Genomic DNA, 24464 nt, shown 5'->3' with positions numbered 1-24464 from the left:
GCAATAAATAAGCACAGTGATCACTACTTAATCACATGCACAATTTTCGCAGCCGCAAGACACGTCCTCTAATCCTACAGAATTGAAGCCCCCGCAGGGAAGTGATCACTACCGATAGAGCCGAAATTTAGTGCAGACTGACTTGGGGAGCAGGCGATGAAGAAAATCGAGGCAATCATCAAACCGTTCAAACTGGACGAGGTGAAAGAGGCCCTGCAAGAAGCCGGAATTCAGGGCTTGTCAGTCACCGAAGTCAAAGGCTTTGGCCGTCAGAAAGGCCATACCGAACTTTATCGCGGTGCAGAATATGTTGTCGATTTCCTGCCGAAAGTGAAAATCGAAGTGGTGTTGTCCGATGACATGGTCGAAGCAGCCATTGCTGCGATCATCTCCGCGGCGCGCACCGACAAAATTGGCGACGGCAAGATTTTTGTAAGCCCTGTCGAGCAGGCCATCCGCATCCGCACCGGCGAGACTGGCGACGACGCCATCTGACGCCACAGCCCCATCGCGCGCAGCCCAAACTGCACGCGCTAAACCGCATAAGGGACAGGCCAACCTGCCCTTCCGATACCAAAGTTTAACCCGAAACCCCGAAAGGCAGCATGATGAGCGCAGTTGCGAAAGCTCTGAAACTGATCAAGGACGAGGAAATCGAGTATCTCGATATCCGCTTCACCGATCCCAAAGGCAAACTTCAGCACGTCACCCTGGTCACCGACCTGGTGGATGAAGACTTCTTTGAAGAAGGCTTCATGTTCGACGGCTCGTCGATTGCAGGCTGGAAGTCGATTGATCAATCCGACATGAAACTGATGCCGGATGCGTCCTCGGTCTATATGGACCCCTTCTACGCCGAGAAAACCCTCTGCGTGCATTGCGACGTGGTCGAGCCGGACACCAACGAAGCCTATGATCGTTGCCCGCGTCAGATCGCCAAGAAAGCCGAAGCTTTCATGAAGTCGTCAGGCATCGGTGAGACCGCCTATTTCGGTCCCGAAGCTGAATTCTTCATCTTCGACGACGTGCGCTATTCGGTATCGCCCCGCAAGGTTTCCTATGAAATCGACGCCGAGGCAGCCGCTTGGAACACCGACACCGTGACCGAAGGCGGCAACTATGGCCACCGCGCGGGCCACAAGGGCGGCTATTTCCCGGTCAACCCAGTGGACGAAGCGCAAGACCTGCGCGGCGAAATGCTGTCGACCATGAAGCGCATCGGCATCCGCGTCGACAAGCACCACCACGAAGTGGCGACCTGTCAGCACGAACTCGGCATGATCTTCGGTGGTCTGGTCGAGCAAGCCGACAACATCCAGAAGTACAAATATGTGATCCACAACGTGGCGCACGCCTATGGCAAATCGGTGACCTTCATGCCGAAGCCGATGAAGGGCGACAACGGCTCGGGCATGCATGTGAACATGTCGATCTGGAAAGACGGCAAGCCGTTGTTCGCAGGCGACAAATACGCAGACCTCAGCCAAGAGGCTTTGTGGTTCATCGGCGGCATCATCAAACATGCCAAAGCCCTGAACGCGCTGACCAACCCGTCGACCAACAGCTACAAACGCCTGATCCCGGGCTTTGAAGCGCCGGTTCTGCTGGCCTATTCGGCCCGCAACCGCTCGGGTGCGGTCCGTATTCCGTGGACCGAATCGCCGAAAGCCAAGCGCGTGGAAGCCCGCTTCCCCGATCCGGCAGCCAACCCCTATCTGGCCTTCGCTGGCCTGCTGATGGCTGGTCTGGACGGCATCCGCAACAAAATCGACCCGGGCCCGGCGTCGGACAAGGATCTCTATGATCTGCCGCCCGAAGAACTGGCCGAAATCCCGACCGTGTGCGGATCTCTGCGCGAGGCTCTGGACGCTTTGGATAAGGACATGGACTTCCTGCTTGCAGGCGACGTGTTCACCCGTCCGATGCTGGAAGCCTATATGGGTCTGAAGTGGGAAGAGGTTTACGCCTACGAGCACACGCCGCACCCGATCGAGTATCAAATGTATTACTCCTGCTGATCCCACCCGGATCGTTGCAAGACCACGCAAAGGCCGCCCCCTCTCGGGCGGCCTTTGGCATTATCAGCCGGGGCGTGGACAATCCGCGCCCACACGCAAAATTGCAAATAAGGCGGAAACAGCACTCAACTTCCGGTTAATAACTTGCTAACGCCGCAATGCCTCCCGGATGCAGGCACAATCATCGGCCAATCATTGATCACCACTGATTGGAGCCCGTGATGAAAGATCATCTAGAGATACAGTTCAGTACGATTGCCGAGTTGTTGTTTCTAAAAACGCCCAGCCTGAACTTTGCCCGCTTGGTGGCAGATCTTGACGTGGTGCTGGCTCGATTTCATGACAGGGATCGCGAACTGACATGGGATTGCGAGGATCTTGCCAGCTTTGATATGCCCGGCACCCGCATCGTGCTGGCAACAGCAGAAAACCCGCGCCCCGGGGTTGCGGCTTCGCTGACCTTGTCGGTCGGGCCGTCACATTTGCCGCCGCGCCTGAACGCCGCGCCAAAGCGCCGGCATCCGCCAGTGCGGCACGAGGCGATGTGCTCAAAACTGGTTGAACGGGTGCAGGCCCGGCTTAACCCCGATGCGGTCTATTGGCATGAATGGGCGCATCCCGTCACCGCCGAGGTGATCGATTCGCTGGCCTATGCCAAGCCGAAATCCAGCCAACGCGCGGAACCCGACCACCCGGTGTTCACCCTGCTTGACGAGGGCAATATCGACGCCATCTACGCGCGCGGCTTCTATCCCAGCAATGATCGGCCACATCTGCCGCTGCCACGCAACCCCGAGCTTGCCCGCTTGCGTGCAGCGCTTTATCCGCCGGAACCGATCGTGCTGCCGCATCTCGATTCGACACAAATGCGGCTTGCGGCGCATACGATGAACGCCACGCTGATGATGGTCGCGCTGCCGGTGGGGGCTGCGATGCTGACCTATTCGGTGCTGCGCGGCGAAAACATGCGACTGACCTCGGCGGCCTTGGTGGGCACCGGCGTTGCATCCTCGCTGATGCACGGCCCAATGGCTGGCATCTTGTTCTAGTACAGGATGTTCTGACATTTAGTGCCTGTCCGGCATCACGACATCGCCCCCCAGCGCCGAAAGGTCGCTGGGGGGCATGCGACTGCGCAAACCAATGCCCTCACAATGCGCGCGCCCAGCCATTTGCGACATGCAGCGTCGCAGCAGGCAAAGATCGCCCCCGCCTGCCTGTCAGTCTGGCCAAAGCCAACGAACCGTCAGCCGGAGCGCACCAATGTCCTACGCCGAAACCCGCCGTAAAATTGACCCCGAGCGCGGCGATCGTCTCGGCGATGGCACCCCGAACGACAATGACCGGGTGGAAATCGGCCCCACCCAACTGGCCTTTGGCGAATGGGCGCAGGCGGGTCTGGCACTGCCAAACCTTGAACGCATGCGCGAATTCCGCTGGAAGCGCCTTGTCGCGTCGATCAACGCCCGCGACTATGGCGGCATGCTGATGTTTGATGCGCTGAACATCCGCTATGCCACCGACACCACCAATATGCAGCTTTGGAACAGTCACAACCCGTTCCGCGCCTGCCTTGTGTGCGCCGATGGTCATATGGTGGTGTGGGAATACAAACAGGCGCCGTTTCTGGTCAATTTCAACCCCCTCGTCAAAGAACTGCGCTCGGGTGCATCGTTCTTCTACAATGTCTGCGGCGATAAAGTGGCCGAGGATGCGACCTCTTTCGCCGCTCAGGTCAATGAAGTCATGCGCGCCCATGCAGGCTCCAATCGGCGCATCGCTGTCGATAAAATCATGATCAACGGCTTGCGCGCGCTGGAACGCGCCGGGTTTGAGGTGATGGAGGGTGAAGAAGTCACCGAACGCACCCGCGCCATCAAAGGCCCCGATGAAATCCTTGCGATGAAATGCGCCCATCACGCCTGCGAAGCCGCGATTGCCGAGATGGAAACCGCCACCCGCGCCGGGGTGCCCGGCGGGCATATGTCCGAAGATGACATCTGGGCCGAGCTTCACAAAGGCAATATCCGGCGCGGTGGCGAATGGATCGAAACCCGGCTGCTGGCCTCTGGCCCGCGCACCAACCCATGGTTTCAAGAATGTGGCCCGCGCTTGGTGTCAAACAACGAAATCGTCGCCTTCGACACCGATCTGATCGGCGCTTACGGCATGTGCACCGATATTTCCCGCACATGGTGGGTCGGCGACAGCAGCCCGCGCGCCGATATGATCTCGGCCATGCGCCACGCGATGGAGCATATCGAGACCAACATGGCGATGCTGAAACCCGGCGTCACCATCCGCGAGCTGACCCACGGCGGCCACCAGTTGGCGGATAAATACTGGAAACAGAAATACTCCTGCAAAATGCACGGCGTCGGTCTGTGTGATGAATGGCCCTTCGTGCCCTATCCCGACGCCCATGTTGACGGCGCGTTCGAGGTGGCGCTGGAACCCGGCATGACGCTGTGTGTCGAAGCGCTGGTATCCCCAGAAGGTGGCGATTTCTCGATCAAGCTGGAAGATCAGGTGCTGATCACCGAAACCGGGTTTGAGAATCTGACGAAATATCCCTTCGATCCGCGCCTGCTGGGCCAAGGCTGACACGGTACCGCGCTGGATAGGCCAAAGGTGCCTCCGGCGGGAATATTTTTACCAGTATGAAATCAGGGGCGCTTGCGATTTCATACTGGCAAAAAATATCCCCGCCGGAGGCTCCTTCAGCCTGACACTTTCCCCGCAAAGCCTTGCGAGGCTCTATTCTGCAACAAACCCCGCTGCCTTATGGCTGCCATCGCAATAGGGTTTGTTCGCCGAATGGCCGCAGCGGCACAAAAACATCTGCGCCGCCCGGTTCACCGTGCGCCCGGTTCCAGACACCACCTCCAGATTGCCCGCGACCTTCAGCGGCCCATTCGGCAGCGGCGACACCTCAACTGCGCCGTCCCGCACTGCCAAAGGCTGCGAGTCTTTTGCAGCAGGCTCACCCGAAGCGGTAAACCCCGCCGCGCTGTGGCTGCCATCGCAAAACGGCTTGTTGGCCGAAGCCCCGCAGCGGCACAGGGTGGCGCGCGGCCCGTCCAGTGCCACCCCGCCCAGCAGGATCGGAGCCTCCAGCGCCAGCGGCCCGTTCTCCCGCACCCGCAAGGTATTCACCACGGGTGGCGCGTCCGACCCCGTCGCGCCATCGTTCCAGAAAACCCGGATCGCGCCAGACGGGCAATTCTGCCCGATCCGCACCACTTCCGCCGCAGGCGCTGCATCGGGATAAATCCACTCGCCCTGCACATTGGGCACAAACACCTCCGGGTGGCTTAGCACGCAGTTGCGCGAATGAACGCAGCGCTTGCCATCAAACACAATCGTCACCTCGCGGCCTTGAACCGTTTCAACCATGGCTACCTCCGTCTTGTCAGTGGCTATGGTGACACTCTGACACGACAAGGCCGCGTTGCCTACTGTCGCGGCGCAGGCAGGGCGATTGCGATCACGGCCCTGCCGAGCCATCTTAACAAATCCTAAACAACCCCCTGCTAACCCATTGATTTCATATAAACTGCCAGAAGCGCCACGCGTGGACACGCCCTGCCCGCTTGCCCTTTGCCCCGTCCCGGTCTAAAGCGCACTATCCCATTTCCAAGCCGCCCGGAGGCACCCGATGATCCCGCGCTATTCCCGCCCCGACATGGTCACCATCTGGTCGCCGGAAACCAAATTCCGCATCTGGTTTGAAATCGAGGCCCACGCCTGCGACGCCCTCGCCGCCATCGGGGTGATCCCGAAAGAAAGCGCCGCAGCCGTCTGGAAAGCCCGCGACGTGACCTTCGATGTGGCCCGGATTGATGAGATCGAGGCCGTCACCAAACATGACGTGATCGCCTTCCTGACCCATCTCGCCGAACATATCGGCGCGGAAGAGGCCCGCTTTGTCCACCAAGGCATGACCTCGTCCGACGTTCTGGACACCACCTTCAACCTGCAACTCGTCCGCGCCACCGACCTGCTGCTGGTCGGGCTGGATCGCGTTCTGGCCGCGCTGAAATCCCGCGCGTTTGAACATAAAAACACCGTCCGCATCGGTCGCAGCCACGGCATCCATGCCGAGCCGACCACAATGGGCCTGACCTTCGCCCGCTTTTATGCCGAGATGGATCGCAACCGCACCCGCCTGATGACCGCCCGCGCCGAGATCGCAACCGGGGCAATTTCCGGCGCCGTCGGCACCTTCGCCAACATTGATCCGTCTGTGGAAGAGCATGTCTGTGCCCAACTTGGCCTGACACCCGAGCCGATCAGCACCCAAGTCATCCCGCGCGACCGCCATGCGATGTATTTCGCCACCCTTGGCGTGATCGCATCCAGTATTGAAAACATCGCCATCGAAATCCGCCACATGCAGCGCACCGAAGTGCTTGAGGCGGAAGAGTTTTTCAGCCCTGGCCAAAAGGGCTCCTCGGCCATGCCGCACAAACGCAACCCGGTTCTGTCAGAAAATCTGACGGGTCTTGCACGTCTTGTACGGATGTCCGTGATCCCGGCATTGGAAAATGTGGCTCTATGGCACGAGCGTGACATCAGCCATTCCTCGGTTGAACGCGCGATTGGACCCGACACCACCATCACCCTCGATTTCGCGTTGCACCGCTTGGGTGGGCTGGTTGAAAAGCTGGTTGTTTATCCTGAAAACTGCCTGAAGAATATGAACCAGTTCAAAGGCTTGGTGATGAGCCAACGGGTTTTGCTGGCGCTGACCCAAGCAGGTGTCAGCCGTGAAGACAGCTATCGTTTGGTGCAGCGCAACGCGATGAAGGTCTGGGAGCATGGCGCGGATTTCAAAACCGAGCTTCTCGGCGATCCCGAAGTCACGGCGGCCCTGACCCCGGCGCAGATCGAAGAAAAATTTGACATCGGCTATCACACCAAACATGTTGATACGATTTTCAAACGGGTGTTCGGCGCTTAAACCGACCTTAACCTGATGCGGTCATTCTACCCCTGAACCAGAACGGATCAGGGGATAGATATGGCGGGCGAACCAGCAGTTCTGGCGCGGATAACTCCGGTGCAACGCAGGGCGCAGGCCCCGCAGCCCAGCCCACGCCAGAAGGCCGCGATCATCGTGCAATTTCTGTTAGCAGAAGGCGGCAGCCTGCCGCTTGCCAAGCTGCCCGATCAGATGCAGGCGGCTTTGGCCGAACAGATGAGCCAGATGCGCACGGTTGATCGCCGCACTTTGGCCGCGGTGATCGAAGAATTTCTTGGAGAGTTGGATCAGGTTGGCCTGTCATTTCCGGGCGGCATTGAGGCGGCTTTGTCGATGATGGATGGCCATATTTCGGCCAATGCCGCCAGCAGGTTGCGCAGGATGGCGGCCAGCAGCGCCTCGTCTGACCCGTGGGAGCGGCTTACCGCGATGCCGGTCGCCAGCTTGCTGCCGGTGTTGGAGCAGGAAAGCATTGAAGTGGGCGCGGTGATGCTGTCAAAGCTGCCCGTTGCCAAATCTGCAGAACTGCTGGGGAAACTTCCCGGCGAAAAGGCGCGGCGGGTGGCTTATGCGGTGTCGCAAACCGGCAATGTTGATCCGGACACCGTGCGCCGTATCGGGATTTCCTTGGCAAACCAGCTTGAATCGCAGCCTTTGCGGGCGTTTCAATCCAATCCGGTGGATCGGGTCGGGGCGATCCTGAATATCTCGCCCGCCCTGACGCGAGAGGATGTGTTGAAGGGGCTGGACGAGGCTGATGCGGGGTTTGCGCAGCAGGTCCGCCGCGCCATCTTCACTTTTGTGCATCTGCCAAAGCGTTTGCTGGGGCGCGATGTGCCGAAGCTGATCCGCATAGTTGATCAGGCGCAGCTGATCACAGTACTTGCAGCCAGCGCGGGCGTCGCCGAGCGTGAAGCTTCGGCAGAATTTTTGCTGTCAAACATGTCGCAGCGCATGGCGCAGGGTCTGCGCGAAGAAGCTGTCAGCCGTGGCCGCGTCAAGGAAAAAGACGCCGAAGATGCGATGAACCAGATCATCAGCGCGGTGCGGCAACTGGAAGCCGCCGGAGAGCTGGTGTTGATCCAGGAAGACGATCAGTAGCGCCGCATGTGCAACCCTTGCCGCCCGGTCGGTGCCGCTTTAGGGTCGCCGGATGAACGCCAAGATCCTGCCCACCGCCGCCGCCACTCGCAAGGGCATCTTGATCCTGATGCTGGGGGTGGCCTTGTTCAGCACGATGGACGCTGTGGCGAAAGGCTTGCTGCAAAGCTATCCCACTGCGCAAGTGGTTTGGGCGCGCTTTATCGGCCAAGCGGTGCTGGTGCTGGTGATCTTGGGCCCCAAACGGATCGGCCCCACCCTGCGCACGCCCTATCCTTGGCTGCATATGGCGCGCTCGGGCTTTCAACTGGCCACGACCGCTCTGTTTTTCCTAAGCCTTGGCTATATTGGCTTGGCCGAGGCGACGGCTTTGGCCGACACCAGCCCGTTGTTGATCACGCTGGGCGCCGCACTGTTCCTTGGCGAAAAGCTGGGGCCGCGCCGGATTGCGGGCGTTGTCGTGGCGATGATCGGCGCACTTATCATCATCCGCCCAGGGGCTGGCCTGTTCAGCCCCGCGGCACTGCTGCCGTTGGCTTGCGCTTTTTGTTATGCGATTTCGGCACTGCTGACCCGGCTTGTAGGGCAAAAAGAAGGCCCCGCGACATCCATGCTGCACGCCGCTTTGTTTGGCGCAGTGGCAACAAGCATCGCGGTGATCTTTGTCTGGCACCCGATTGCGCTGGCGGATCTGCCACGGTTTGTCGCTCTGGGTTGCCTTGGGACCGCCGCACAATTTTGCCTGATCCGGGCGTTCTCGATGGCTGAAGCCTCGGCCATCGCACCGTTTTCTTATCTGGGCATCGTCTATGCCACGCTGTTCGGTATCGCCTTTTACGGTGAATATCCCGACTTTTGGGCGGTCATCGGGGCGCTTGTGATCGCGGGATCGGGGCTTTATGTCTGGCACCGCGAAACCATCAAGCGATAACCATGTCCGATACGCCCTTTCAACCGCTGGCCTTCGCGCAAAACCTTGTGGTGCGCGGTCTGATCGGTTTGGGTCTGGCCTTGCCGTACCGTTGGCGCGTGCCCTTGCTGGGCGCGATCTTGCGCGGCCCGGTCGGGCGGATTGCGGGCTATCGCCAGCGGGCAGAGGCCAATCTGGCTCTGATCTGGCCGGATATGCCGCTGGCAAATCGCAAGAAGATCGCCACGCAATCGCTTGATAATGCAGGACGAACCCTGATCGAGAATTACTCGACCAAGGATTTTCAGGCCCGGCAGGCGCAGATCATCCCGCAGGGCGCAGGCGTAGCCGCTTTGGCAAAGGCGCAGGCCGAGGGTCGCGCGGCGATCTTGGTCTCGGGGCATTTTGGCAATTACGAGGCCGCCCGCGCCTGTCTGGTGGCCCAAGGCTACACGATCGGCGGGCTGTATCGCCCAATGTCCAACCGCTATTTCAACGCGCATTATGTGCAAACGATGGAAGCTTTCGGCGGCCCGGTTTTTCCGCAGGGCCGCGCCGGGACCACGGGCTTTGTCAAACATCTGAAGGCGGGCGGCTTGCTGGTCTTGCTGTTTGATCAACGTGCAGGCAGCAATCAGATCTGTTTTCTGGGCCAACCCGCGCGCACCGCCCTGTCCGCCGCTGAACTGGCGCTGCGCTACAAGGCCGATCTGATCCCGTTCTACGCCACCCGCCAGCCCGATGGCCTTGGCTTTGCGGTTGAATTGGAGGCCCCGATCCCGCACAGCAGCGCGCTAGAAATGACAACCGCGCTGACCCGCAGCCTAGAGGCCCGCATCATCACCAATCCCGGGCAATGGTTCTGGATTCACCGCCGCTGGAAATAGTGTGCAGCACCTGTCACGCGCCACTGGCGCTGATCACTTCAGCCGTGCCGCTGCAATGACTTGCCCCGGCCACGGCCCCGCCTGCAACAACACCACAACCGGGCCCTCGCCCGCTGGCGTCACCAGATCCAACGGGGCCGCACCCGACCAAGATCCGACCTTTTGCCACGCCGTCACGATGTTATGATAGGCGACCTTCATCCCGGCGTTCTCGCCACGATCAATCTCCACCATCGCTTTGTCGGTGTAATGCACCAGTTGCACCGTCACATCCTTCGCCAAGGCCTGCGCCGAACTCGCCTTGATCACCAGATCGCCGCCCTGCCGCGCCAATGTCAGCGCGACTTGGCTGGGGGGCACGGCGGCGAGTGCCGCTGCAACCTGATCCGGCTGATTTCCCGCCACACGCGCACCACCCGCGACGATCATCTGCGGCGTGTAGATCATCTTTTCACCCGAAGCATGCGCATAGGCCTTTTGGCGCTCGGTGAATTGCGCTTTGCCGAAGGTGTCAGTCCAGCCGATGTAATCCCAGTAATCCACATGCAAGGTCAGCCCGATCACCCCCGGCATCGTGGCAAGCTTTGCCATCAATTCATCTGCAGGTGGGCACGACGAACACCCCTGCGAGGTGTAAAGTTCGACCAACACGCCTTGCTCTGACTCGGCCAGCGCCTGAACAGGAAGCATCACGGCTGCAGAAACGGCCAAAGCACCAAGTCCACTGAAAATCTGCTGCATCATGGCGTTTCCCGATCTCTTACCCGCGTGTTTTGTTCTACATGATGCAAGCAACCAGCCGCCAATCAAGGTTTTGCGAGCCATGATCATCAGATATTCACAGACTGGTTCCAAGGATAGCCGCAGCTTGCCAATTCCACACTGGAATATCGGCATACCATTGTATACAATACCGCCAAGACCAAGATGATTCCCTTGCACACACCCCGCCCTTAGGGCAAAGCCAAAGCAATCCGTCAACCGCAGGAGGCCACATGACCGTCACCGTTGGACACGACAGCAGCAAAACCCGCAAAACTTTGACCGCTGGCGGACAAAGCATTTCCTACTACTCGATCCCCGCCGCCGAGGCCGCTGGTTTGGGTGAGTTTTCCAAGCTTCCCGCCGCACTGAAGGTTGTGCTGGAAAACATGCTCCGCTTTGAAGACGGCAAGACCGTCTCGGTGGATGACATCCGCGCGTTTTCCGATTGGGGCAAATTGGCGGGCAAGAACCCGCGTGAAATCGCCTACCGCCCTGCCCGCGTGCTGATGCAGGATTTTACGGGCGTCCCCGCCGTAGTCGATCTGGCGGCAATGCGTGACGGGATCAAGGGTCTGGGCGGCAATGCCCAAGCGATTAACCCGCTCGCCCCCGTCGATCTGGTGATCGACCATTCGGTGATGATCGACGAATTCGGCACCCCGCGCGCATTCCAAGCCAACGTCGACCGCGAATATGAGCGGAACATGGAGCGGTATGTCTTCCTGAAATGGGGCCAGAACGCGTTTAACAACTTCCGCGTCGTGCCTCCGGGAACCGGGATCTGCCATCAGGTTAACCTTGAATATCTGGCGCAAACCGTCTGGACCGATACCGACCAAGACGGCAACATGGTCGCCTACCCGGATACCCTCGTCGGCACCGACTCGCATACCACAATGGTCAACGGTCTGGCCGTGCTGGGCTGGGGCGTCGGCGGGATCGAGGCCGAGGCCGCAATGCTGGGCCAGCCGGTTTCCATGCTGATCCCCGAAGTTGTCGGCTTTAAGTTGACCGGGCAGATGGTCGAAGGCACCACCGCGACCGATCTGGTGCTCAAGGTTGTGCAGATGCTGCGCAAGCATGGCGTGGTCAACAAATTCGTCGAATTCTATGGCGAAGGTCTGGATCGTCTGCCTTTGGCCGACCGTGCCACCATCGCCAATATGGCGCCGGAATATGGCGCGACCTGCGGCTTCTTCCCGATCGACGGCGAAACCATTCGCTACCTGCGCAACACCGGGCGCGAGGAAAGCCGGATTGCACTGGTCGAGGCGTACGCCAAAGCCAACGGCATGTGGCGTGATGCAAGCTATGATCCGATCTACACCAGCACCTTGCATCTGGATATGGGCACCATCGTTCCGGCAATTTCCGGCCCGAAACGCCCGCAGGATTATCTGCCGCTGACCGATGCGAAAGCTTCGTTCGAGAAAGAAATGAACGACAGTTTCAAGCGCGCCTTGGGCAATGAAGTCGCCGTCAAAGGCCATGATTTCACCATGTCGTCGGGCAAGGTTGTGATCGCCTCGATCACCTCTTGCACCAACACATCGAACCCCTATGTGATGATCGGCGCGGGGCTCGTGGCCCGCAAAGCCCGCGCGTTGGGCCTGAAATCAAAGCCTTGGGTGAAAACCTCGCTCGCGCCCGGAAGCCAGGTCGTTAGCGAATATTTGAACGCCGCGAACCTGCAAGAAGACCTTGACGCGGTCGGCTTCAACTTGGTTGGCTACGGGTGCACCACCTGTATCGGCAACTCTGGCCCGCTCGATCCTGCGATTTCGGCCGCGATTGCCGAAGGCGATCTGGTCGCCACCGCAGTTCTCTCCGGCAACCGCAACTTTGAAGGCCGCATCAGCCCCGACGTGCGCGCCAACTATCTGGCAAGCCCGCCCTTGGTCGTCGCCTACGCCCTTGCAGGCGATATGAACATCGACATCACCACCGAGCCTTTGGGCATGGGCACCAACGGCCCAGTCTATTTGAAAGACGTCTGGCCGACCAACCAAGAGATCTCTGATCTGGTGGAATCGACTGTCACCCGCGCCGCGTTCCAGAAGAAATATGCCGACGTGTTCAAGGGTGACGAGAAATGGCAGGCGGTGAAGGTGACCGATTCGGAAACCTATGACTGGCCCGCATCGTCCACCTATATCCAGAACCCGCCCTATTTCCGCGGCATGGCCAAGACCCCCGGCGTGATCAGCAACATCCATGGTGCCCGCGTTCTGGCACTGCTGGGTGATATGATCACCACTGACCACATCAGCCCTGCCGGTTCGTTCAAAGCGGGAACGCCCGCCGGTAAGTATCTGACCGAACGGCAAGTTCCGGTATCCGAGTTCAACTCTTATGGGGCGCGTCGTGGCAACCACGAAGTGATGATGCGCGGCACTTTCGCCAACATCCGCATCAAGAACGAGATGCTCGATGGCGTTGAAGGCGGCTACACCAAGGGCCCGGATGGCGTTCAGACCAGCATCTTTGACGCCTCGATGGCCTACCAAGACGCAGGCACGCCCTTGGTGATCTTTGGCGGCATCGAATATGGTGCAGGCTCCAGCCGCGACTGGGCAGCTAAAGGCACCGCCCTCTTGGGCGTCAAAGCCGTGATCGCCGAAAGCTTCGAGCGTATCCACCGCTCGAACCTCGTTGGCATGGGGGTGATTCCGTTCGAGTTCACGGGCGGCATGACTCGCAAAACCCTCGGCCTAAAGGGCGACGAAGTCGTCAGCATTGACGGTCTGGCTGGCGATCTGAAGCCGCTGTCGACAGTGCCCTGCACCATCACCTACGCCGATGGCAGCGTAAAGGTCATCGACATCAAGTGCCGCATCGACACCGAGATTGAGATTGAATACGTCGAACATGGTGGCGTGCTGCACTATGTTCTGCGTGACCTCGCCTCGCGCTGAATCATATATCAACCTAAAATTGTAATGAAATCAGGCATCCTTCGGGATGCCTGATTTTTTATTGAGCTTAGCGATAACCCATAGGCAGCCCGAATTGTTGCGCACTTGGAAACATTTCGTTTCCCATAGTGTTCCAAGCGGTTAGATTGTGACGGAAGTAAGGCAGGCGGTCATGCCTTGACTGATCCAGACCACACACACCCCCAAGCTAATATATTGTTAACATTAAATTAATATATTTCCGCTTAGGATGCCCTAGGGTAGCACGAAACCATGGGCAGAATAACCGCCCCAAAAAGAACAATTTTTCCAAATACAACCCAAGATGCAATTTGAACAACCTAAAGTTTATATTTGATTAAGGGGGATTAGACTATACTCTACCCATGGGGACTGTAACAACCTATGGGCGATTACTTGCCCTCTGCCGAGGAGCGACTGCCATGCCGGACCGGACGAGAGAGATCGAGCTGTATCAAAATGAAGGGGCCTTGCTGCAGGTCGGAACAAGCCAGGTTATCAGCTTTACCAATTTTGACACCTCGACATCTGCCACCGTGACATTTGACGATTCCAGCCCGAACAACGGCGCGTGGAACTCTGGCGAAACCGCGACGATTGGCGGCAACGCGGCACAACTGCTTGGCACTGGTCTGTCCTATGCCGGCGTCAAAGTGACGATTGCGGGCATCACTTTGGCCAATATCCAACTCAGCACACCGGTGCAAACCGCGCTCTTGACCGCGAATGGTGTGCAATCGCTGCATTTCTATAATGCCGACGGTTCTGAAGCCGATCCTGCGGCGCTGCTCGATTCTCTGGCAACCCAGCTTGTCACCGCACTCAGCACCGGGATTCCGCCGCTGCTGCAAGGCACGGTGAACCTGATTCTCGCCAATCCGCTGCAATATGTGCAGAACAACGCGCTGCTGACGATGAACCTCACCGCGGGCGGTGAGCTGCCATTCGTGCCCTGCTTTGCGGCTGGCACCATGATTATGACCCGTTTGGGTGAGGTGGCGGTCGAGGATCTGTGCGTCGGCGATGAACTTTTGACCATCGACAACGGCTTCCGTCCGTTGCGCTGGATCGGCACGCGCTTTTTGTCGGCGCGTCAGCTGCAGCAAGCGCCGCACCTGCGTCCAATTCGCATTGAAGCCGGGGCCTTGGGCAACGATTTGCCTGTGCGGCCGCTGGTCGTGTCGCCGCAGCATCGTTGCCTGATCCGCTCGGAAATTGCCCGCCGTATCGTGGGTGAACGCGAGGTTCTGGCGGCAGCTAAACATATGTTGGCGGTAGAAGGCATCTCTGTGGTCGAAACCGCAGCGCCCGTCACCTATTATCACCTGCTGCTTGATACCCACGAGCTGCTCATTTCCAACGGCACCCCAAGCGAATCCTTCTTCTTGGGACCAATGGCGATGTCAGGCATATCTGCCGCTGATCGGTTCGAGATCATGACGCTTTTCCCTGAAATCTGCTCGCAAGAGGCGCATCATGTCATGCCACCCGCCCGCAAGTTTCTTGTCGGACATATCGCAAAATCCATCGTCGCGCGTGCGATCAAAGAAACCACGCCAGTTATTGAGTATCGCCAATACATCAATGCCTAAACGCGACGACGACGGCGATGATCGCAAGATCAGCTGGTGGATTGTGCCATTTATCGGCGGCGGTTCGGCTATTTGGGCTGCCGTGATCTACAGCATTCTCAGCTAGCGACGCCGCACGCTGTCGAAGAAACGGATTGTTTCCAGAAATAGGGCCTCGTCCAAGCCGCGGGGCGGTGCGGCCTTATGATGCCATTAATATCTTCAAGGCAGGCTGTTCCCAAACCAAACAGGTACTCAGGATGACCAGCCGCTTTCCACCGCTTATGCCACCCGAGCCACGCAATAGCGCGCCACGGCTGCTGCGGGCCTTGCCGATTGGCGAGGCTGGCGTTCTGCTGGCGATATTTTTGTTGTTGCTGTGCTGATCAGCCTGCGCAGCTGCTGCGCGCACCTGCGGCCATCGGCCAAAGCGTAAAAGCCGCGCCATCCGCCGCTTTGCACGTCAGGATCGGGCGGTTGTAGCCGTTGTTGTGGAACAGACACTCGACCACGATCCCTGCGCTGCTGCCTGTCATCAGATTGGTCACCTCAAACGCCGGGCCAAAGCTCATCGCAAGCACGGGCCCGGTACAAGCGGCGATCACCACGCCCTGCCCGTCTGGCACAATCGTCACAATGTCATTCAGCAAAGCCGCCTGCCCGCTGCGCCCGATCCGCTCGTAACTGCCGCTGAAATACGCGGGTCCCGGCGTGCCGGGCTTTGCCACCGCGACCCCGGGCATAGACAGCATCCCGATCAGCGCCAACCGGGCGATCATTCGGCCAAAGCCTTGTCCAATTCAGGCCGGAAGCGTTGCAGGTAATCGTCGCCGATCATCGGCCCGATGAATTTATACGCAACCGTGCCATCGCCGCGCAGAATAAACGTCTCGGGCGGCGCGGTCACTCCCCAATCCAGCCGGGTCTTGCCCTTGGGATCAAAGGCAATCGCCGCGAAAGGGTTGCCATCAGCGGCCAAAAACGCCGCTGCATCATCCGGGCGATCCATCATGTTGACGCCGACGACATGAACACCTTCAGCCGCCAGAGCCATCAGTGTGCCGTTTTCAGCGCGGCACGGCGGGCACCAGCTGGCCCAGAAATTCACCACCGTCACGCCGCCATTGCGCAAATCCGCATCGGTCAGGGCCGCAAACCCCGGCAAAGCGGCGGCGTTCAGGCTGGGGGCTTGTTTGTCGATGAACACCGATGGCAGCGCATTCGGATCACTGCGCTGCATGCCGACGTAAAACATCGCAGCGAGACCCGCGAACAAAATTGGCGGCAGAAACATCAGCCACTTACCCATGCGTCTTCTCCTGCCGCGCTTCCACTTCTGCCAAGGCACGTTTCACCCGCGCCGCGCGCCAGATCGACAGCGCCACCAACACGGCGATCAACGCGATCGAGGCCGCATAGGACCCGATCACCGCGCTTGCATATTTGCCAAGCTCCATCATGCCACTCTCTCACGCGCCAGCAGCGCCTGCAGCCTGCGTGCCCGAATTTCCGTGCGGGTGCGCAGCAGCACCAGTGTGATGAACAGCAGAATGAACCCCGCGATGCAGACATAGAGCGGGTTGGAATAGACATCCGCGACATGCTCTTCACGGTCCAGCGACAGGCTTGCGCCCTGATGCAGGCCCTGATTCCAGAACAGCACCGCATAGCGCGACAAAAACGCGAAAACTGATCCGACAATGCACAACACCGATGTAAGATCGGCGGCGGTATCGGGGTCTTCAACAGCTTGCCACAGCGCAATATAGCCCAGATAAAACAGCGCGAGGATCAGAAACGAGGTCAGCCGTGGATCCCATGCCCACCACGTCCCCCACATCGGTTGCCCCCAGATCGCCCCGGTCACCAGCCCAATCAGCGTAAACATCAGCCCTACCGGAGCCGCCGCCTTGGCCGACAGTGCCGAGACATGGTGCCGCCGGATCAGCCAGATCAGGCTGGCCACCAGCATCATCATCCAAGCCGAAATCGCCATCATCGCCGCTGGCACATGCAGATAGATGATCTTGACGGTCGAGCCGAACTTGTCCGCATCTGGGGTAAAAAACGCGCCCCAGACCAGCCCGACCACCAGACACACCAACGCCGCCGCCGTCACCCAAGGCAGCGCCACGCCCGATGTCTGCATGAACCGCCTTGGGTTCGCATAGTCCCAGATCGACATTCAGATCCCCTTCATCGTCATCTTAACACGGTCCTCTCAGCGCAGGTTGCTGCGGATTGCCGCAGCCGAGGCGAAAGGGAGCAATGCAGCTGCGCCCAATGTGATCGCGCCCAGCAGGGCCAGTGGCGTTGCTACAGCCAATCCCTGCGCACCGCGCTTCACAACTTCGGCACCAAAAATCAACGTCGGCAGATACAGAGGCAGCACCAATAGGCTTAACAGCAGTCCACCGCGCTTGACCCCCACCACAAGCGCTGCGCCAAACGCCCCGATCACCGACAAAGCCGGGGTTCCCAGCGCCAGACTCGCCAGCAGCCAGCCATATCCCGCGCCATCCAGTTGCAACAGCAGCGCCATCAGCGGCGAGACCACCACCAACGGCAAACCTGTCACCAGCCAATGCGCCAACGCTTTCACCGCCACCACGGATTCAAGCGGCATCGGCGCGGTTGCCAGTAGGTCCAGCGAACCATCCTCGTAATCCAGCGCGAAAATCCGGTCGAGCGACAACAGGCACGCCAGCAATGCGCCAACCCACAAGATACCCGGCGCAATCCGCGCCAACAAAGCAGGCTCTGGCCCGACACCCAACGGCACAATCACCGCCATCAGCAGGAAAAACGCAAGGCCAAGGCCAAAGCCACCGCCCGCCCGCACCGCCAGCCGCAGATCCCGGATCAGCAGCGCGATCATCCAAAGGCCTCATCAAACGCGCCCAAGCGTGCGCCCGCGCGGGCTTTGAAGGCGGCAAGTTCTAGCACCTCGGCCTCTAGCCCCAGATCAATGTGGCTCGCGATCAGCGCAGAGCCGCCGCCGCCCAAATGCCGCACCACCACGCCCGCGAACAGCGCCACCGAATCTGCATCCAGCGACACTGTCGGCTCGTCCATCAGCCAGATTGGCCGTCCCGTCACCAACAGCCGCGCCAGCCCCAGACGCCGCTTTTGCCCCGCTGACAATTGCGCAGCCTGCCGATCCGCCAAGGCCTGCAGATTCATCGAAGCCAAAGCCGGCTGGATCGCCCCGGTGCCGTAGATCGCCGCCCAAAACGCCAAATTCTCGGCCACCGTCAGCGTCGCTTTTACCCCATCGGCATGGGCCGCATAAGCCACGGCCTCAGCCGCCACGCTGACCTTGCCCGCGATGGCTGGCTGCAACCCGGCCAAGCACCGCAGCAAGGTGGTCTTGCCCGCGCCATTCGGCCCGCGCAGCAGCAAGGCCCGCCCCGGCAGCAACCGAAACGACACGCCCTCCAGCACCGCCACGCCGCCTCGCGCCACAGCAAGATCGCTTACCTGCATCTCCATACCTCACCCCTAACGCATCGCGGCGATTGCGAAAAGACCCTGCGACGCCATGGCCCATTCGCCCAGAACGCCCTATATCTGCCGCAAGCAGGAGGATATCATGACCCTATCAACCACGATTTTTGGCCAGACTGGCAAAACCACCACCCGGCTGGGCTTTGGCGCTTGGGCCATTGGCGGCACTTGGGGCGAAGTCAGCCATGACGACGCCAAGGCCGCGCTGCACGCCAGCCTTGATGCCGGTGTGCAGGTCATCGACACGGCCGACGTGTACGGCGATGGCAGATCAGAGCGCATCATCCGCGAGGTTCTGGCCGAACGTCCCGGCACCCGTCCCTTTGTCGCCACCAAAGCGGGCCGCCGCCTGAACCCGCATACCGCCGAGGCCTATACAGGTGCGGCGATAGAATCGTTCATCGACCGCAGCTTGCAGAACCTTGGCGTTGAGTGCCTTGATCTGGTGCAGCTGCATTGCCCGCCAACCCCGGTATACAGCAACCCTGCGATGTTCGCGGCGCTGGATGAGATCAAAGCCAAAGGCAAGATCGCCAATTATGGCGTTTCGGTCGAAACCATTGCCGAGGCGATGGAGGCGATCAAGAATCCCGGCGTGGTCTCGGTGCAGATCATCTACAACCTTTTGCGCCAGCGCCCCGCCGAGGTGTTCTTCAAAGCCGCCCGCGCGCAAAACATCGCGGTGATCGTGCGGGTGCCGCTGGCCTCTGGTCTGCTGACTGGCAAAATGTCGGCACAAAGCCAGTTTGCTGCCGACGATCACCGCAGTTTCAACCGCAACGGCGAGGCGTTTGACAAGGGTGAGACTTTCTCAGGCGTGCCCTATGATGTGGCGCTAGAGGCGGTCGAAGAATTGCGCCCGCTGGTCCCGCAAGGGGCCACGATGGCCGAATTTGCGCTGCGCTGGATCTTGATGGAAGAGGCTGTAACTGTGGTGATCCCCGGTGCAAAATCACCGGCGCAAGCTGAGGCCAATGCGAAAGCTGATGCTTTGGCAGCGCTTTCGCCCGCAACCATGGAAAAAGCGCGTGAGATTTACACGCGCCTGATCGCGCCACACGTTCACGCGCTTTGGTAATTTCAACGCCGCCCCAGAGATGATCTGGGGCGGCGCGTCCTATCACACGAGGCCCCGGATCAAGTCCGGGGCGGCTTGGGATCAAACGGCCAGCACCGCCGCAGCAATCCGGCGGCCCTCGCCCAATAGCACGTTATAGGTCCGGCACGCGGCGGGGGTGTTCATCGGTTCGACACCGATGCCCTGATCCTCTAACGCCTGCCGGAACGCTTTCGGCACCACGGCAATGTCTGCGCCCAGCCCCAGCAGTAAAACGTCGATCTTGCCCACCAACGAGAGTGGCCCCGCCAGATCGTCGAAGCCGCCCCACGCCCCAGCGTCCCACGGCGTGATTAGGGTTGCCCCCCGCAGAACATGGCTACCGACCCGGAAAAACCCCGGCCCATACCCTTCAATCGCCAAGGCAGAGCCATAGGTGATCTCGGTCAGGCGCATATCAAAAGCCTTTCAGGCAAAAGGTTTCCCGGTTGTGCAGCCCGAAAGGCTGCACCCAAACATTTACGCCTCGATATTGGCGAATTCGTGATCGGAAGGCTTGCCGCCTTTCGGCTTTTCGCTGCGATCAAGGCCAATCATCAACACGATGTTCTTCGCCACATACACCGAGGAATACGTGCCCAGCAGAACCCCCATGAAGATCGCGAATGAAAAGCCGCGGATCACATCGCCGCCAAACACCATCATCGAGCCCACCGCAATCAAGGTGGTGATCGAGGTCATCAGCGTCCGGCTGAGAGTTTCGTTCACCGACAGGTTCATCACATCCCGCAGCGGCATGGTTTTGTATTTGACCAAATTCTCGCGCAATCGGTCAAACACCACCACGGTATCGTTGATCGAATAGCCCAGAATGGTCAGCAAAGCCGCCACGATGGTCAGGTCAAACTTGATCTGGAAAAACGCGAAAATCCCGACGGTGATGAACACGTCATGCAGCAGCGCCAGAACGCCGCCCAAAGCAAACTGCCATTCGAACCGCATCCAGATATACAGCATGATGCCGATCGAAGTCACCGCCACCGCCAGAACCGAGCTATACACCAGCTCGCCCGACACTTTCGGCCCGACGGTTTCTTCGGATACAAACTTGATCGCCGGATCATAGCTGCTCAGCGCGGCTTTCACCTGCGCCAGCCCATCCTCACTGACCGCCTCGTCGCTATCAGCCGAGGATATCCGGATCATCGCCACATGCTGATCGGCCCGGAACGACGGGTCGAACACTTCGGTGATCACCACATCACCCAGCGGCAGCCCTTCCAGCGCTGTGCGATAGCCACCAACATCCACCGCCTGCGAGGAATCGGTGCGCAACGTGGTGCCGCCCTTAAAGTCGATGCCGTAGTTCAGCCCTTCGGTGCCCCAGAACAGGAACGCCGCCAGCATCAGCAGGATAGAACCGCCAAAGGTCAGCCATTGGTGGCGGAAAAAGTCGAAGTTGGTTTTCTCGGGTGCAAGTCGCAAACGCCAAGCCATCAGATTTCTCCTTAAACCACGATTTCTTTAGGCTGACGCCAGTTGAACCAGACCGAGATGATGAAGCGCGTCACCCACAGCGCGGTAAACACCGAGGTGACAATGCCGATCCCCAAAGTCACCGCAAAGCCGCGCACAGGCCCCGCGCCCAGGAAAAACAGCACGGCGGCGGTGATCAAAGTGGTGATGTTGGCGTCAACAATCGCCGACATCGCCCGCTCATAGCCAATCTCAATCGCCCGCGCCGTGGTTTTGTGGATGCGCAATTCCTCTCGGATACGCTCATAGACCAGCACGTTGGCATCGACGGCCATACCAATCGTCAACACGATCCCGGCGATCCCCGGCAGCGTCAGTGTGCCACCAATCGCCGAAAGTACCGCGAAAATCAGCGCCATGTTGATCACCAAGGCCACATTCGCAAACAGCCCGAACAGCCCATACGAAGCAAACATGAACAGCGACACCGCCACCATACCGATGATCGCCGCCGTCTTGCCCGCATCAATGCTGTCTTGACCCAGTTCCGGCCCGATTGTGCGCTCCTCAAGGAAATTCATCTTCGCAGGCAACGCCCCCGCCCGCAGCAGAACAGCGAGATTGGTCGATTCTTCGGTGGTGAAACTGCCGGTGATGATGCCCGAACCACCCTGAATGGCGCTTTGGATCGTCGGCGCCGAGATCACCTTGTCATCCAGCACAATCGCAAACGGTTGGCCGATATTGGCCGAGGTATATTCTCCAAACTTCCGCGCGCCCGATACGTTGAACTTGAAGCTGACCGCAGGCCGGCCGTTCTGGTCAAACGATGGCTGCGCATCGGTCAATTCCTCGCCCGACACCACAGGCTCATCGGCGACGATGTAGTAGACGTCTTTCTCATCCGACGAGGCCAGCAGCGAATTGCGCGCACCCGGATCAGCCGCCGGATTGGTGGTGCGCCCAATCACGGTGTTGAACGTCAGCTTTGCCGTGGTGCCAATGATCGCCTTCAATTCAGCGGCCGAACCCAAACCCGGCACCTGAATCAAAATCCGGTCGGTGCCTTCGCGCTGAATGGTCGGCTCGCGCGTGCCAACCGCATCGACACGGCGGCGAATGATTTCCAGACTTTGCTGCATGGTGCGGGTATCCGTCGCCACCCGCTCGGGCTCTGAAAGCTGCACCACAATCTCTTGGCCCTCGGTGGTGACCTCCAGATCGTTCTGGCCCACACCTGTCAGGCTGACCACGGGTGTGGCCAAAGCCTGCACCGCAGCCACTGCCGCAGCCATGCCATCGGCATTGCCCACCGACACCCGCAACACGCCCGGCACCGACGGCATCCGCCGCACCGCCCCAACCTGATCGCGCACATCCCGCAAAGCATCGCGCACATCCGGCCACAGACTGTCGATGCGCTGCGCATAAACGTCCGAAACCTGAACCTCTGCCAGCAGATGCGCACCGCCGCGCAGATCCAGCCCCAGATTGACCAAAGCCGAGGGCACATAAGACGGCCATTCGGCCAGCGCCGCTGTCTGCTCGGGCGTCGCGACCCCAGCAGCAGCCTCAATGGCCGAGACCGCATCATTATGCGCCTCAACTTTGGTGTAGAACATATTTGGCAGCGCGCCCAAAATCCCCCAAGCGCATAGCGCAAGGATCAAAAGGCGCTTCCACAGCGGCGAATAGAGCATCATGTTGTGTCTCGGGTTCAGGATCGGGCGCAGTGCAATCGAAACAAGCCTTAAGCTGCTTTGGCAGGCTCGGTTTTATTCATCACTTGCGCGATGGTGTGGCGCGGCATTTTCACTTTCACGCCTTCGGCAATCTCGACCTCAAGCACGCCATCATCGCCAACCTTGGTCACCTTGCCGATGATGCCGCCTTGGGTCAGCACCTGATCGCCCCGGCGCAAGCCGTCGACCATCGCCTTCAGATCCTTCATCTTCTTTTGCTGCGGACGGATCAGCAGAAAATACATGATTGCGAAGATCAGCACCAAAGGCAGGAACGAAGCGAAGGCCGAGCCTGCGCCAGCAGCACCAGCGGTTTGCGCGAAAGCGGGGGTCACGAACATGGAAGTCCTTTCTTATAGGGGCTATTTCCCCTGATTTGTCGGCGGGCACCCTATCCGCGCTGCGGCAGATAGGCAAGGCAAGGCCGATCTAAGTGGCCCGACCGCCGCTTACAGCCCCAACCGCGATAAATCGCCGAACTTTACCTAAAATTTTTCATCTGTTCAAAAATATCCCACGGGTGCGAAGATGTTTGTTTGCTCTGAAAGAGCGAAGACACATCGAAGCGGAGGGTGTGAAACCCTCGATCCGACAGCACCACCAGCGCGGCCTTACAAAAACCGCTGCACCCACGGCACCCTTTGCAACACAGCCGTCAGCGCCCAAGCCAAAGCAAAGGCAAAAATCGCGGCAAAACTGCGATCCACTGTGTCGGAAAACAGCTTGAACGCCACCAGCATGGTCGCCGGATGCAGCAGATAAATGCCAAAGGCAAAGCCTGCCAACCATGTCGGCCAAGTGCCTTTGATGTTGATACGCCAGACAATTTCAAAAATCACCGCCACCAGTATCATCTGCACCGAGGCAAATTCCGGGCTGCGCCAATACAACAATCCACTGACCACCGCCGCCGCCGCAATTACCGGCCAAACCAGCCCCATCCGTTTGCCGACCGCCAGAACCGCGCCAAACCAGAACAACGGCAAAGAGAAAAACCACTGCGGCAGCGGTTGTGGAAAGCCGTTCGGGTTGATGAACCATGCCGTCGCGGCGAGCTTGGCATGCAAAAGTCCCAGCGGGATCGACACCACGACCAGCAGCACGGCGGCGCTGTACATTCGCAGCGGTCGGTCGATAAACCGCGAAATCCACGGAATTGTGACCAGAAAAATCATCACAAACGGCAAGAACCACAGATGGATCGACGGCCCGATCAGCAGCGTCCAAGGGTCTGACAACAGATGAAACGGCTCATCCGAGATAACTTCATAGACCACACGGAAGAAGACGCACCAGAACAGCCACGGCAGCGCAATCCGCTGCGCCCGCGACAGCCAGAACGCCTTGCCGTCCGAGCGTTCAAATGAACCCACCGCAAGATAAGAGGTCAGCACCAGAAACAGCGCAAGCGCTGTGTAGCCAATATCAGCATAGGGCGCGCGGGCATGGTCCCAGACAATGCCAAAGGCGGCCACGAACCGCGCAAGGTCCACAGACCGCTTGTATCCCT

24 protein-coding genes are annotated in these 24464 nt (G+C 59.4%); 11 read left to right on the top strand and 13 right to left on the bottom strand.

All coding sequences use genetic code 11. The features are described from left to right. Window positions 1-156: 156 nt before the first annotated feature. The 4 genes from QQJ98_RS11805 (at window position 157) to dddP (ending at window position 4622) form a co-directional block, all read left to right on the top strand. The gene (locus tag QQJ98_RS11805) at window positions 157-495 is read left to right on the top strand and encodes a P-II family nitrogen regulator (RefSeq protein WP_284325526.1); all 339 of its coding nucleotides are present in this window, start codon (window positions 157-159) and stop codon (window positions 493-495) included. 113 nt (window positions 496-608) lie between these two features. Then, entirely contained in the window at window positions 609-2018 is a 1410-nt protein-coding gene (gene glnA / locus QQJ98_RS11800) for a type I glutamate--ammonia ligase (RefSeq protein WP_284325525.1), read from the top strand. Between the two features lie 221 nt (window positions 2019-2239). Continuing rightward, window positions 2240-3067 (top strand): hypothetical protein, encoded by an 828-nt coding sequence (locus tag QQJ98_RS11795; RefSeq protein ID WP_284325524.1) that lies wholly within the window; start codon window positions 2240-2242, stop codon window positions 3065-3067. A gap of 214 nt (window positions 3068-3281) precedes the next feature. Continuing rightward, window positions 3282-4622: a dimethylsulfonioproprionate lyase DddP gene (gene dddP, locus QQJ98_RS11790; protein ID WP_284325523.1), complete on the top strand. Its 1341-nt coding sequence runs from the start codon at window positions 3282-3284 to the stop codon at window positions 4620-4622. Window positions 4623-4775: 153 nt separating this feature from the next. Here the strand turns inward: dddP and QQJ98_RS11785 are convergent, their stop codons facing one another. Beyond that, complete coding sequence (locus tag QQJ98_RS11785; RefSeq protein WP_284325522.1) at window positions 4776-5414, bottom strand: CDGSH iron-sulfur domain-containing protein; 639 nt, start codon at window positions 5412-5414, stop codon at window positions 4776-4778. A gap of 262 nt (window positions 5415-5676) precedes the next feature. On the opposite strand from QQJ98_RS11785, the gene purB reads away from it, so the two are divergent. Genes purB through QQJ98_RS11765 form a run of 4 tightly spaced genes read left to right on the top strand, consistent with a single transcriptional unit; the run spans window position 5677 to window position 9900 of the window. Then, window positions 5677-6981 (top strand): adenylosuccinate lyase, encoded by a 1305-nt coding sequence (gene purB, locus QQJ98_RS11780; RefSeq protein ID WP_284325521.1) that lies wholly within the window; start codon window positions 5677-5679, stop codon window positions 6979-6981. Window positions 6982-7041: 60 nt separating this feature from the next. Further along, on the top strand, window positions 7042-8103 hold the full coding sequence (locus tag QQJ98_RS11775; protein ID WP_284325520.1) for a flagellar motor switch protein FliG: 1062 nt from the start codon (window positions 7042-7044) through the stop codon (window positions 8101-8103). A gap of 52 nt (window positions 8104-8155) precedes the next feature. Then, window positions 8156-9034: a DMT family transporter gene (locus QQJ98_RS11770; RefSeq protein WP_284325519.1), complete on the top strand. Its 879-nt coding sequence runs from the start codon at window positions 8156-8158 to the stop codon at window positions 9032-9034. 2 nt (window positions 9035-9036) lie between these two features. After that, window positions 9037-9900, top strand: a complete 864-nt coding sequence (locus QQJ98_RS11765) for a lysophospholipid acyltransferase family protein (RefSeq protein WP_284325518.1) — start codon at window positions 9037-9039, stop codon at window positions 9898-9900. A 33-nt stretch (window positions 9901-9933) separates the two neighbouring features. Here the strand turns inward: QQJ98_RS11765 and QQJ98_RS11760 are convergent, their stop codons facing one another. Then, window positions 9934-10644, bottom strand: coding sequence for a DUF1223 domain-containing protein (locus QQJ98_RS11760; RefSeq protein WP_284325517.1), 711 nt, complete (start codon window positions 10642-10644; stop codon window positions 9934-9936). A 251-nt stretch (window positions 10645-10895) separates the two neighbouring features. Here QQJ98_RS11760 and acnA point away from each other — a divergent pair, with 251 nt between their 5' ends. Together acnA and QQJ98_RS11750 are read left to right on the top strand one after the other, a co-directional pair. After that, window positions 10896-13580 (top strand): aconitate hydratase AcnA, encoded by a 2685-nt coding sequence (acnA, locus tag QQJ98_RS11755; protein ID WP_284325516.1) that lies wholly within the window; start codon window positions 10896-10898, stop codon window positions 13578-13580. A gap of 443 nt (window positions 13581-14023) precedes the next feature. Continuing rightward, entirely contained in the window at window positions 14024-15193 is a 1170-nt protein-coding gene (locus tag QQJ98_RS11750; protein WP_284325515.1) for a Hint domain-containing protein, read from the top strand. 365 nt (window positions 15194-15558) lie between these two features. Here the strand turns inward: QQJ98_RS11750 and QQJ98_RS11745 are convergent, their stop codons facing one another. From QQJ98_RS11745 to ccmA, 6 genes are read right to left on the bottom strand one after another with little or no spacing between them, the layout of a single operon-like run. Further along, window positions 15559-15951, bottom strand: coding sequence for a hypothetical protein (locus tag QQJ98_RS11745; RefSeq protein ID WP_284325514.1), 393 nt, complete (start codon window positions 15949-15951; stop codon window positions 15559-15561). Then, on the bottom strand, window positions 15948-16481 hold the full coding sequence (locus QQJ98_RS11740) for a DsbE family thiol:disulfide interchange protein (protein ID WP_284325513.1): 534 nt from the start codon (window positions 16479-16481) through the stop codon (window positions 15948-15950). The genes QQJ98_RS11745 and QQJ98_RS11740 overlap by 4 nt, the downstream gene beginning before the upstream one ends. Next, window positions 16474-16632, bottom strand: a complete 159-nt coding sequence (gene ccmD, locus QQJ98_RS11735) for a heme exporter protein CcmD (protein ID WP_284325512.1) — start codon at window positions 16630-16632, stop codon at window positions 16474-16476. The genes QQJ98_RS11740 and ccmD overlap by 8 nt, the downstream gene beginning before the upstream one ends. Next, a complete protein-coding gene (locus QQJ98_RS11730; RefSeq protein WP_284325511.1) occupies window positions 16629-17357 on the bottom strand; it encodes a heme ABC transporter permease in 729 nt (242 codons plus the stop codon). Before QQJ98_RS11730 ends, ccmD begins: the two co-directional genes overlap by 4 nt. Window positions 17358-17393: 36 nt before the next feature. After that, the gene (ccmB, locus tag QQJ98_RS11725) at window positions 17394-18050 is read right to left on the bottom strand and encodes a heme exporter protein CcmB (protein WP_284325510.1); all 657 of its coding nucleotides are present in this window, start codon (window positions 18048-18050) and stop codon (window positions 17394-17396) included. Beyond that, window positions 18047-18664 (bottom strand): heme ABC exporter ATP-binding protein CcmA, encoded by a 618-nt coding sequence (gene ccmA, locus QQJ98_RS11720; protein ID WP_284325509.1) that lies wholly within the window; start codon window positions 18662-18664, stop codon window positions 18047-18049. The genes ccmB and ccmA overlap by 4 nt, the downstream gene beginning before the upstream one ends. Before the next feature lie 100 nt (window positions 18665-18764). On the opposite strand from ccmA, the gene QQJ98_RS11715 reads away from it, so the two are divergent. Beyond that, window positions 18765-19757: an aldo/keto reductase gene (locus QQJ98_RS11715; RefSeq protein WP_284325508.1), complete on the top strand. Its 993-nt coding sequence runs from the start codon at window positions 18765-18767 to the stop codon at window positions 19755-19757. An 81-nt stretch (window positions 19758-19838) separates the two neighbouring features. On the opposite strand, the gene QQJ98_RS11710 is transcribed toward QQJ98_RS11715, so the two are convergent. The 5 genes from QQJ98_RS11710 to QQJ98_RS11690 all read right to left on the bottom strand — a co-directional run bounded on the left by QQJ98_RS11710 (window position 19839) and on the right by QQJ98_RS11690 (window position 24447). Continuing rightward, on the bottom strand, window positions 19839-20192 hold the full coding sequence (locus QQJ98_RS11710; RefSeq protein ID WP_284325507.1) for an Mth938-like domain-containing protein: 354 nt from the start codon (window positions 20190-20192) through the stop codon (window positions 19839-19841). Window positions 20193-20255: 63 nt separating this feature from the next. Then, window positions 20256-21233 (bottom strand): protein translocase subunit SecF, encoded by a 978-nt coding sequence (gene secF, locus QQJ98_RS11705; protein WP_284325506.1) that lies wholly within the window; start codon window positions 21231-21233, stop codon window positions 20256-20258. Between the two features lie 11 nt (window positions 21234-21244). Continuing rightward, window positions 21245-22912, bottom strand: coding sequence for a protein translocase subunit SecD (gene secD, locus QQJ98_RS11700; RefSeq protein WP_284325595.1), 1668 nt, complete (start codon window positions 22910-22912; stop codon window positions 21245-21247). A gap of 50 nt (window positions 22913-22962) precedes the next feature. Then, window positions 22963-23295 carry a preprotein translocase subunit YajC gene (yajC, locus tag QQJ98_RS11695; protein WP_284325505.1) on the bottom strand — a complete coding sequence of 111 codons (333 nt, stop codon included), beginning with the start codon at window positions 23293-23295 and terminating at the stop codon, window positions 22963-22965. 270 nt (window positions 23296-23565) lie between these two features. After that, window positions 23566-24447 carry an acyltransferase family protein gene (locus tag QQJ98_RS11690; RefSeq protein ID WP_284325504.1) on the bottom strand — a complete coding sequence of 294 codons (882 nt, stop codon included), beginning with the start codon at window positions 24445-24447 and terminating at the stop codon, window positions 23566-23568. Between the last annotated feature and the right edge of the window lie 17 nt (window positions 24448-24464).

Origin of the sequence: Cypionkella aquatica, assembly GCF_030161095.1 — a bacterium.
In the GTDB taxonomy this organism is placed as follows: Bacteria; Pseudomonadota; Alphaproteobacteria; order Rhodobacterales; family Rhodobacteraceae; genus Cypionkella; species Cypionkella aquatica.
The sequence above is the reverse complement of the archived record's forward strand: the minus strand, read 5'-3'. Positions and strand labels throughout refer to the sequence as shown.

Bases quoted from the DNA above. Each gene is read 5' to 3' on its own strand.
- acnA (WP_284325516.1), top strand. From the start codon at position 10,896: ATGACCGTCACCGTTGGACACGACAGCAGCAAAACCCGCAAAACTTTG.
- QQJ98_RS11770 (WP_284325519.1), top strand. From the start codon at position 8,156: ATGAACGCCAAGATCCTGCCCACCGCCGCCGCCACTCGCAAGGGCATC.
- ccmD (WP_284325512.1), bottom strand. From the start codon at position 16,632: ATGATGGAGCTTGGCAAATATGCAAGCGCGGTGATCGGGTCCTATGCG.
- purB (WP_284325521.1), top strand. From the start codon at position 5,677: ATGATCCCGCGCTATTCCCGCCCCGACATGGTCACCATCTGGTCGCCG.
- QQJ98_RS11785 (WP_284325522.1), bottom strand. From the start codon at position 5,414: ATGGTTGAAACGGTTCAAGGCCGCGAGGTGACGATTGTGTTTGATGGC.
- QQJ98_RS11740 (WP_284325513.1), bottom strand. From the start codon at position 16,481: ATGGGTAAGTGGCTGATGTTTCTGCCGCCAATTTTGTTCGCGGGTCTC.
- QQJ98_RS11710 (WP_284325507.1), bottom strand. From the start codon at position 20,192: ATGCGCCTGACCGAGATCACCTATGGCTCTGCCTTGGCGATTGAAGGG.
- yajC (WP_284325505.1), bottom strand. From the start codon at position 23,295: ATGTTCGTGACCCCCGCTTTCGCGCAAACCGCTGGTGCTGCTGGCGCA.
- glnA (WP_284325525.1), top strand. From the start codon at position 609: ATGAGCGCAGTTGCGAAAGCTCTGAAACTGATCAAGGACGAGGAAATC.
- QQJ98_RS11760 (WP_284325517.1), bottom strand. From the start codon at position 10,644: ATGATGCAGCAGATTTTCAGTGGACTTGGTGCTTTGGCCGTTTCTGCA.
- QQJ98_RS11715 (WP_284325508.1), top strand. From the start codon at position 18,765: ATGACCCTATCAACCACGATTTTTGGCCAGACTGGCAAAACCACCACC.
- dddP (WP_284325523.1), top strand. From the start codon at position 3,282: ATGTCCTACGCCGAAACCCGCCGTAAAATTGACCCCGAGCGCGGCGAT.
- secD (WP_284325595.1), bottom strand. From the start codon at position 22,912: ATGCTCTATTCGCCGCTGTGGAAGCGCCTTTTGATCCTTGCGCTATGC.
- QQJ98_RS11750 (WP_284325515.1), top strand. From the start codon at position 14,024: ATGCCGGACCGGACGAGAGAGATCGAGCTGTATCAAAATGAAGGGGCC.
- QQJ98_RS11805 (WP_284325526.1), top strand. From the start codon at position 157: ATGAAGAAAATCGAGGCAATCATCAAACCGTTCAAACTGGACGAGGTG.
- QQJ98_RS11745 (WP_284325514.1), bottom strand. From the start codon at position 15,951: ATGATCGCCCGGTTGGCGCTGATCGGGATGCTGTCTATGCCCGGGGTC.
- QQJ98_RS11795 (WP_284325524.1), top strand. From the start codon at position 2,240: ATGAAAGATCATCTAGAGATACAGTTCAGTACGATTGCCGAGTTGTTG.
- secF (WP_284325506.1), bottom strand. From the start codon at position 21,233: ATGGCTTGGCGTTTGCGACTTGCACCCGAGAAAACCAACTTCGACTTT.
- QQJ98_RS11765 (WP_284325518.1), top strand. From the start codon at position 9,037: ATGTCCGATACGCCCTTTCAACCGCTGGCCTTCGCGCAAAACCTTGTG.
- ccmB (WP_284325510.1), bottom strand. From the start codon at position 18,050: ATGATCGCGCTGCTGATCCGGGATCTGCGGCTGGCGGTGCGGGCGGGC.
- ccmA (WP_284325509.1), bottom strand. From the start codon at position 18,664: ATGGAGATGCAGGTAAGCGATCTTGCTGTGGCGCGAGGCGGCGTGGCG.
- QQJ98_RS11775 (WP_284325520.1), top strand. From the start codon at position 7,042: ATGGCGGGCGAACCAGCAGTTCTGGCGCGGATAACTCCGGTGCAACGC.
- QQJ98_RS11730 (WP_284325511.1), bottom strand. From the start codon at position 17,357: ATGTCGATCTGGGACTATGCGAACCCAAGGCGGTTCATGCAGACATCG.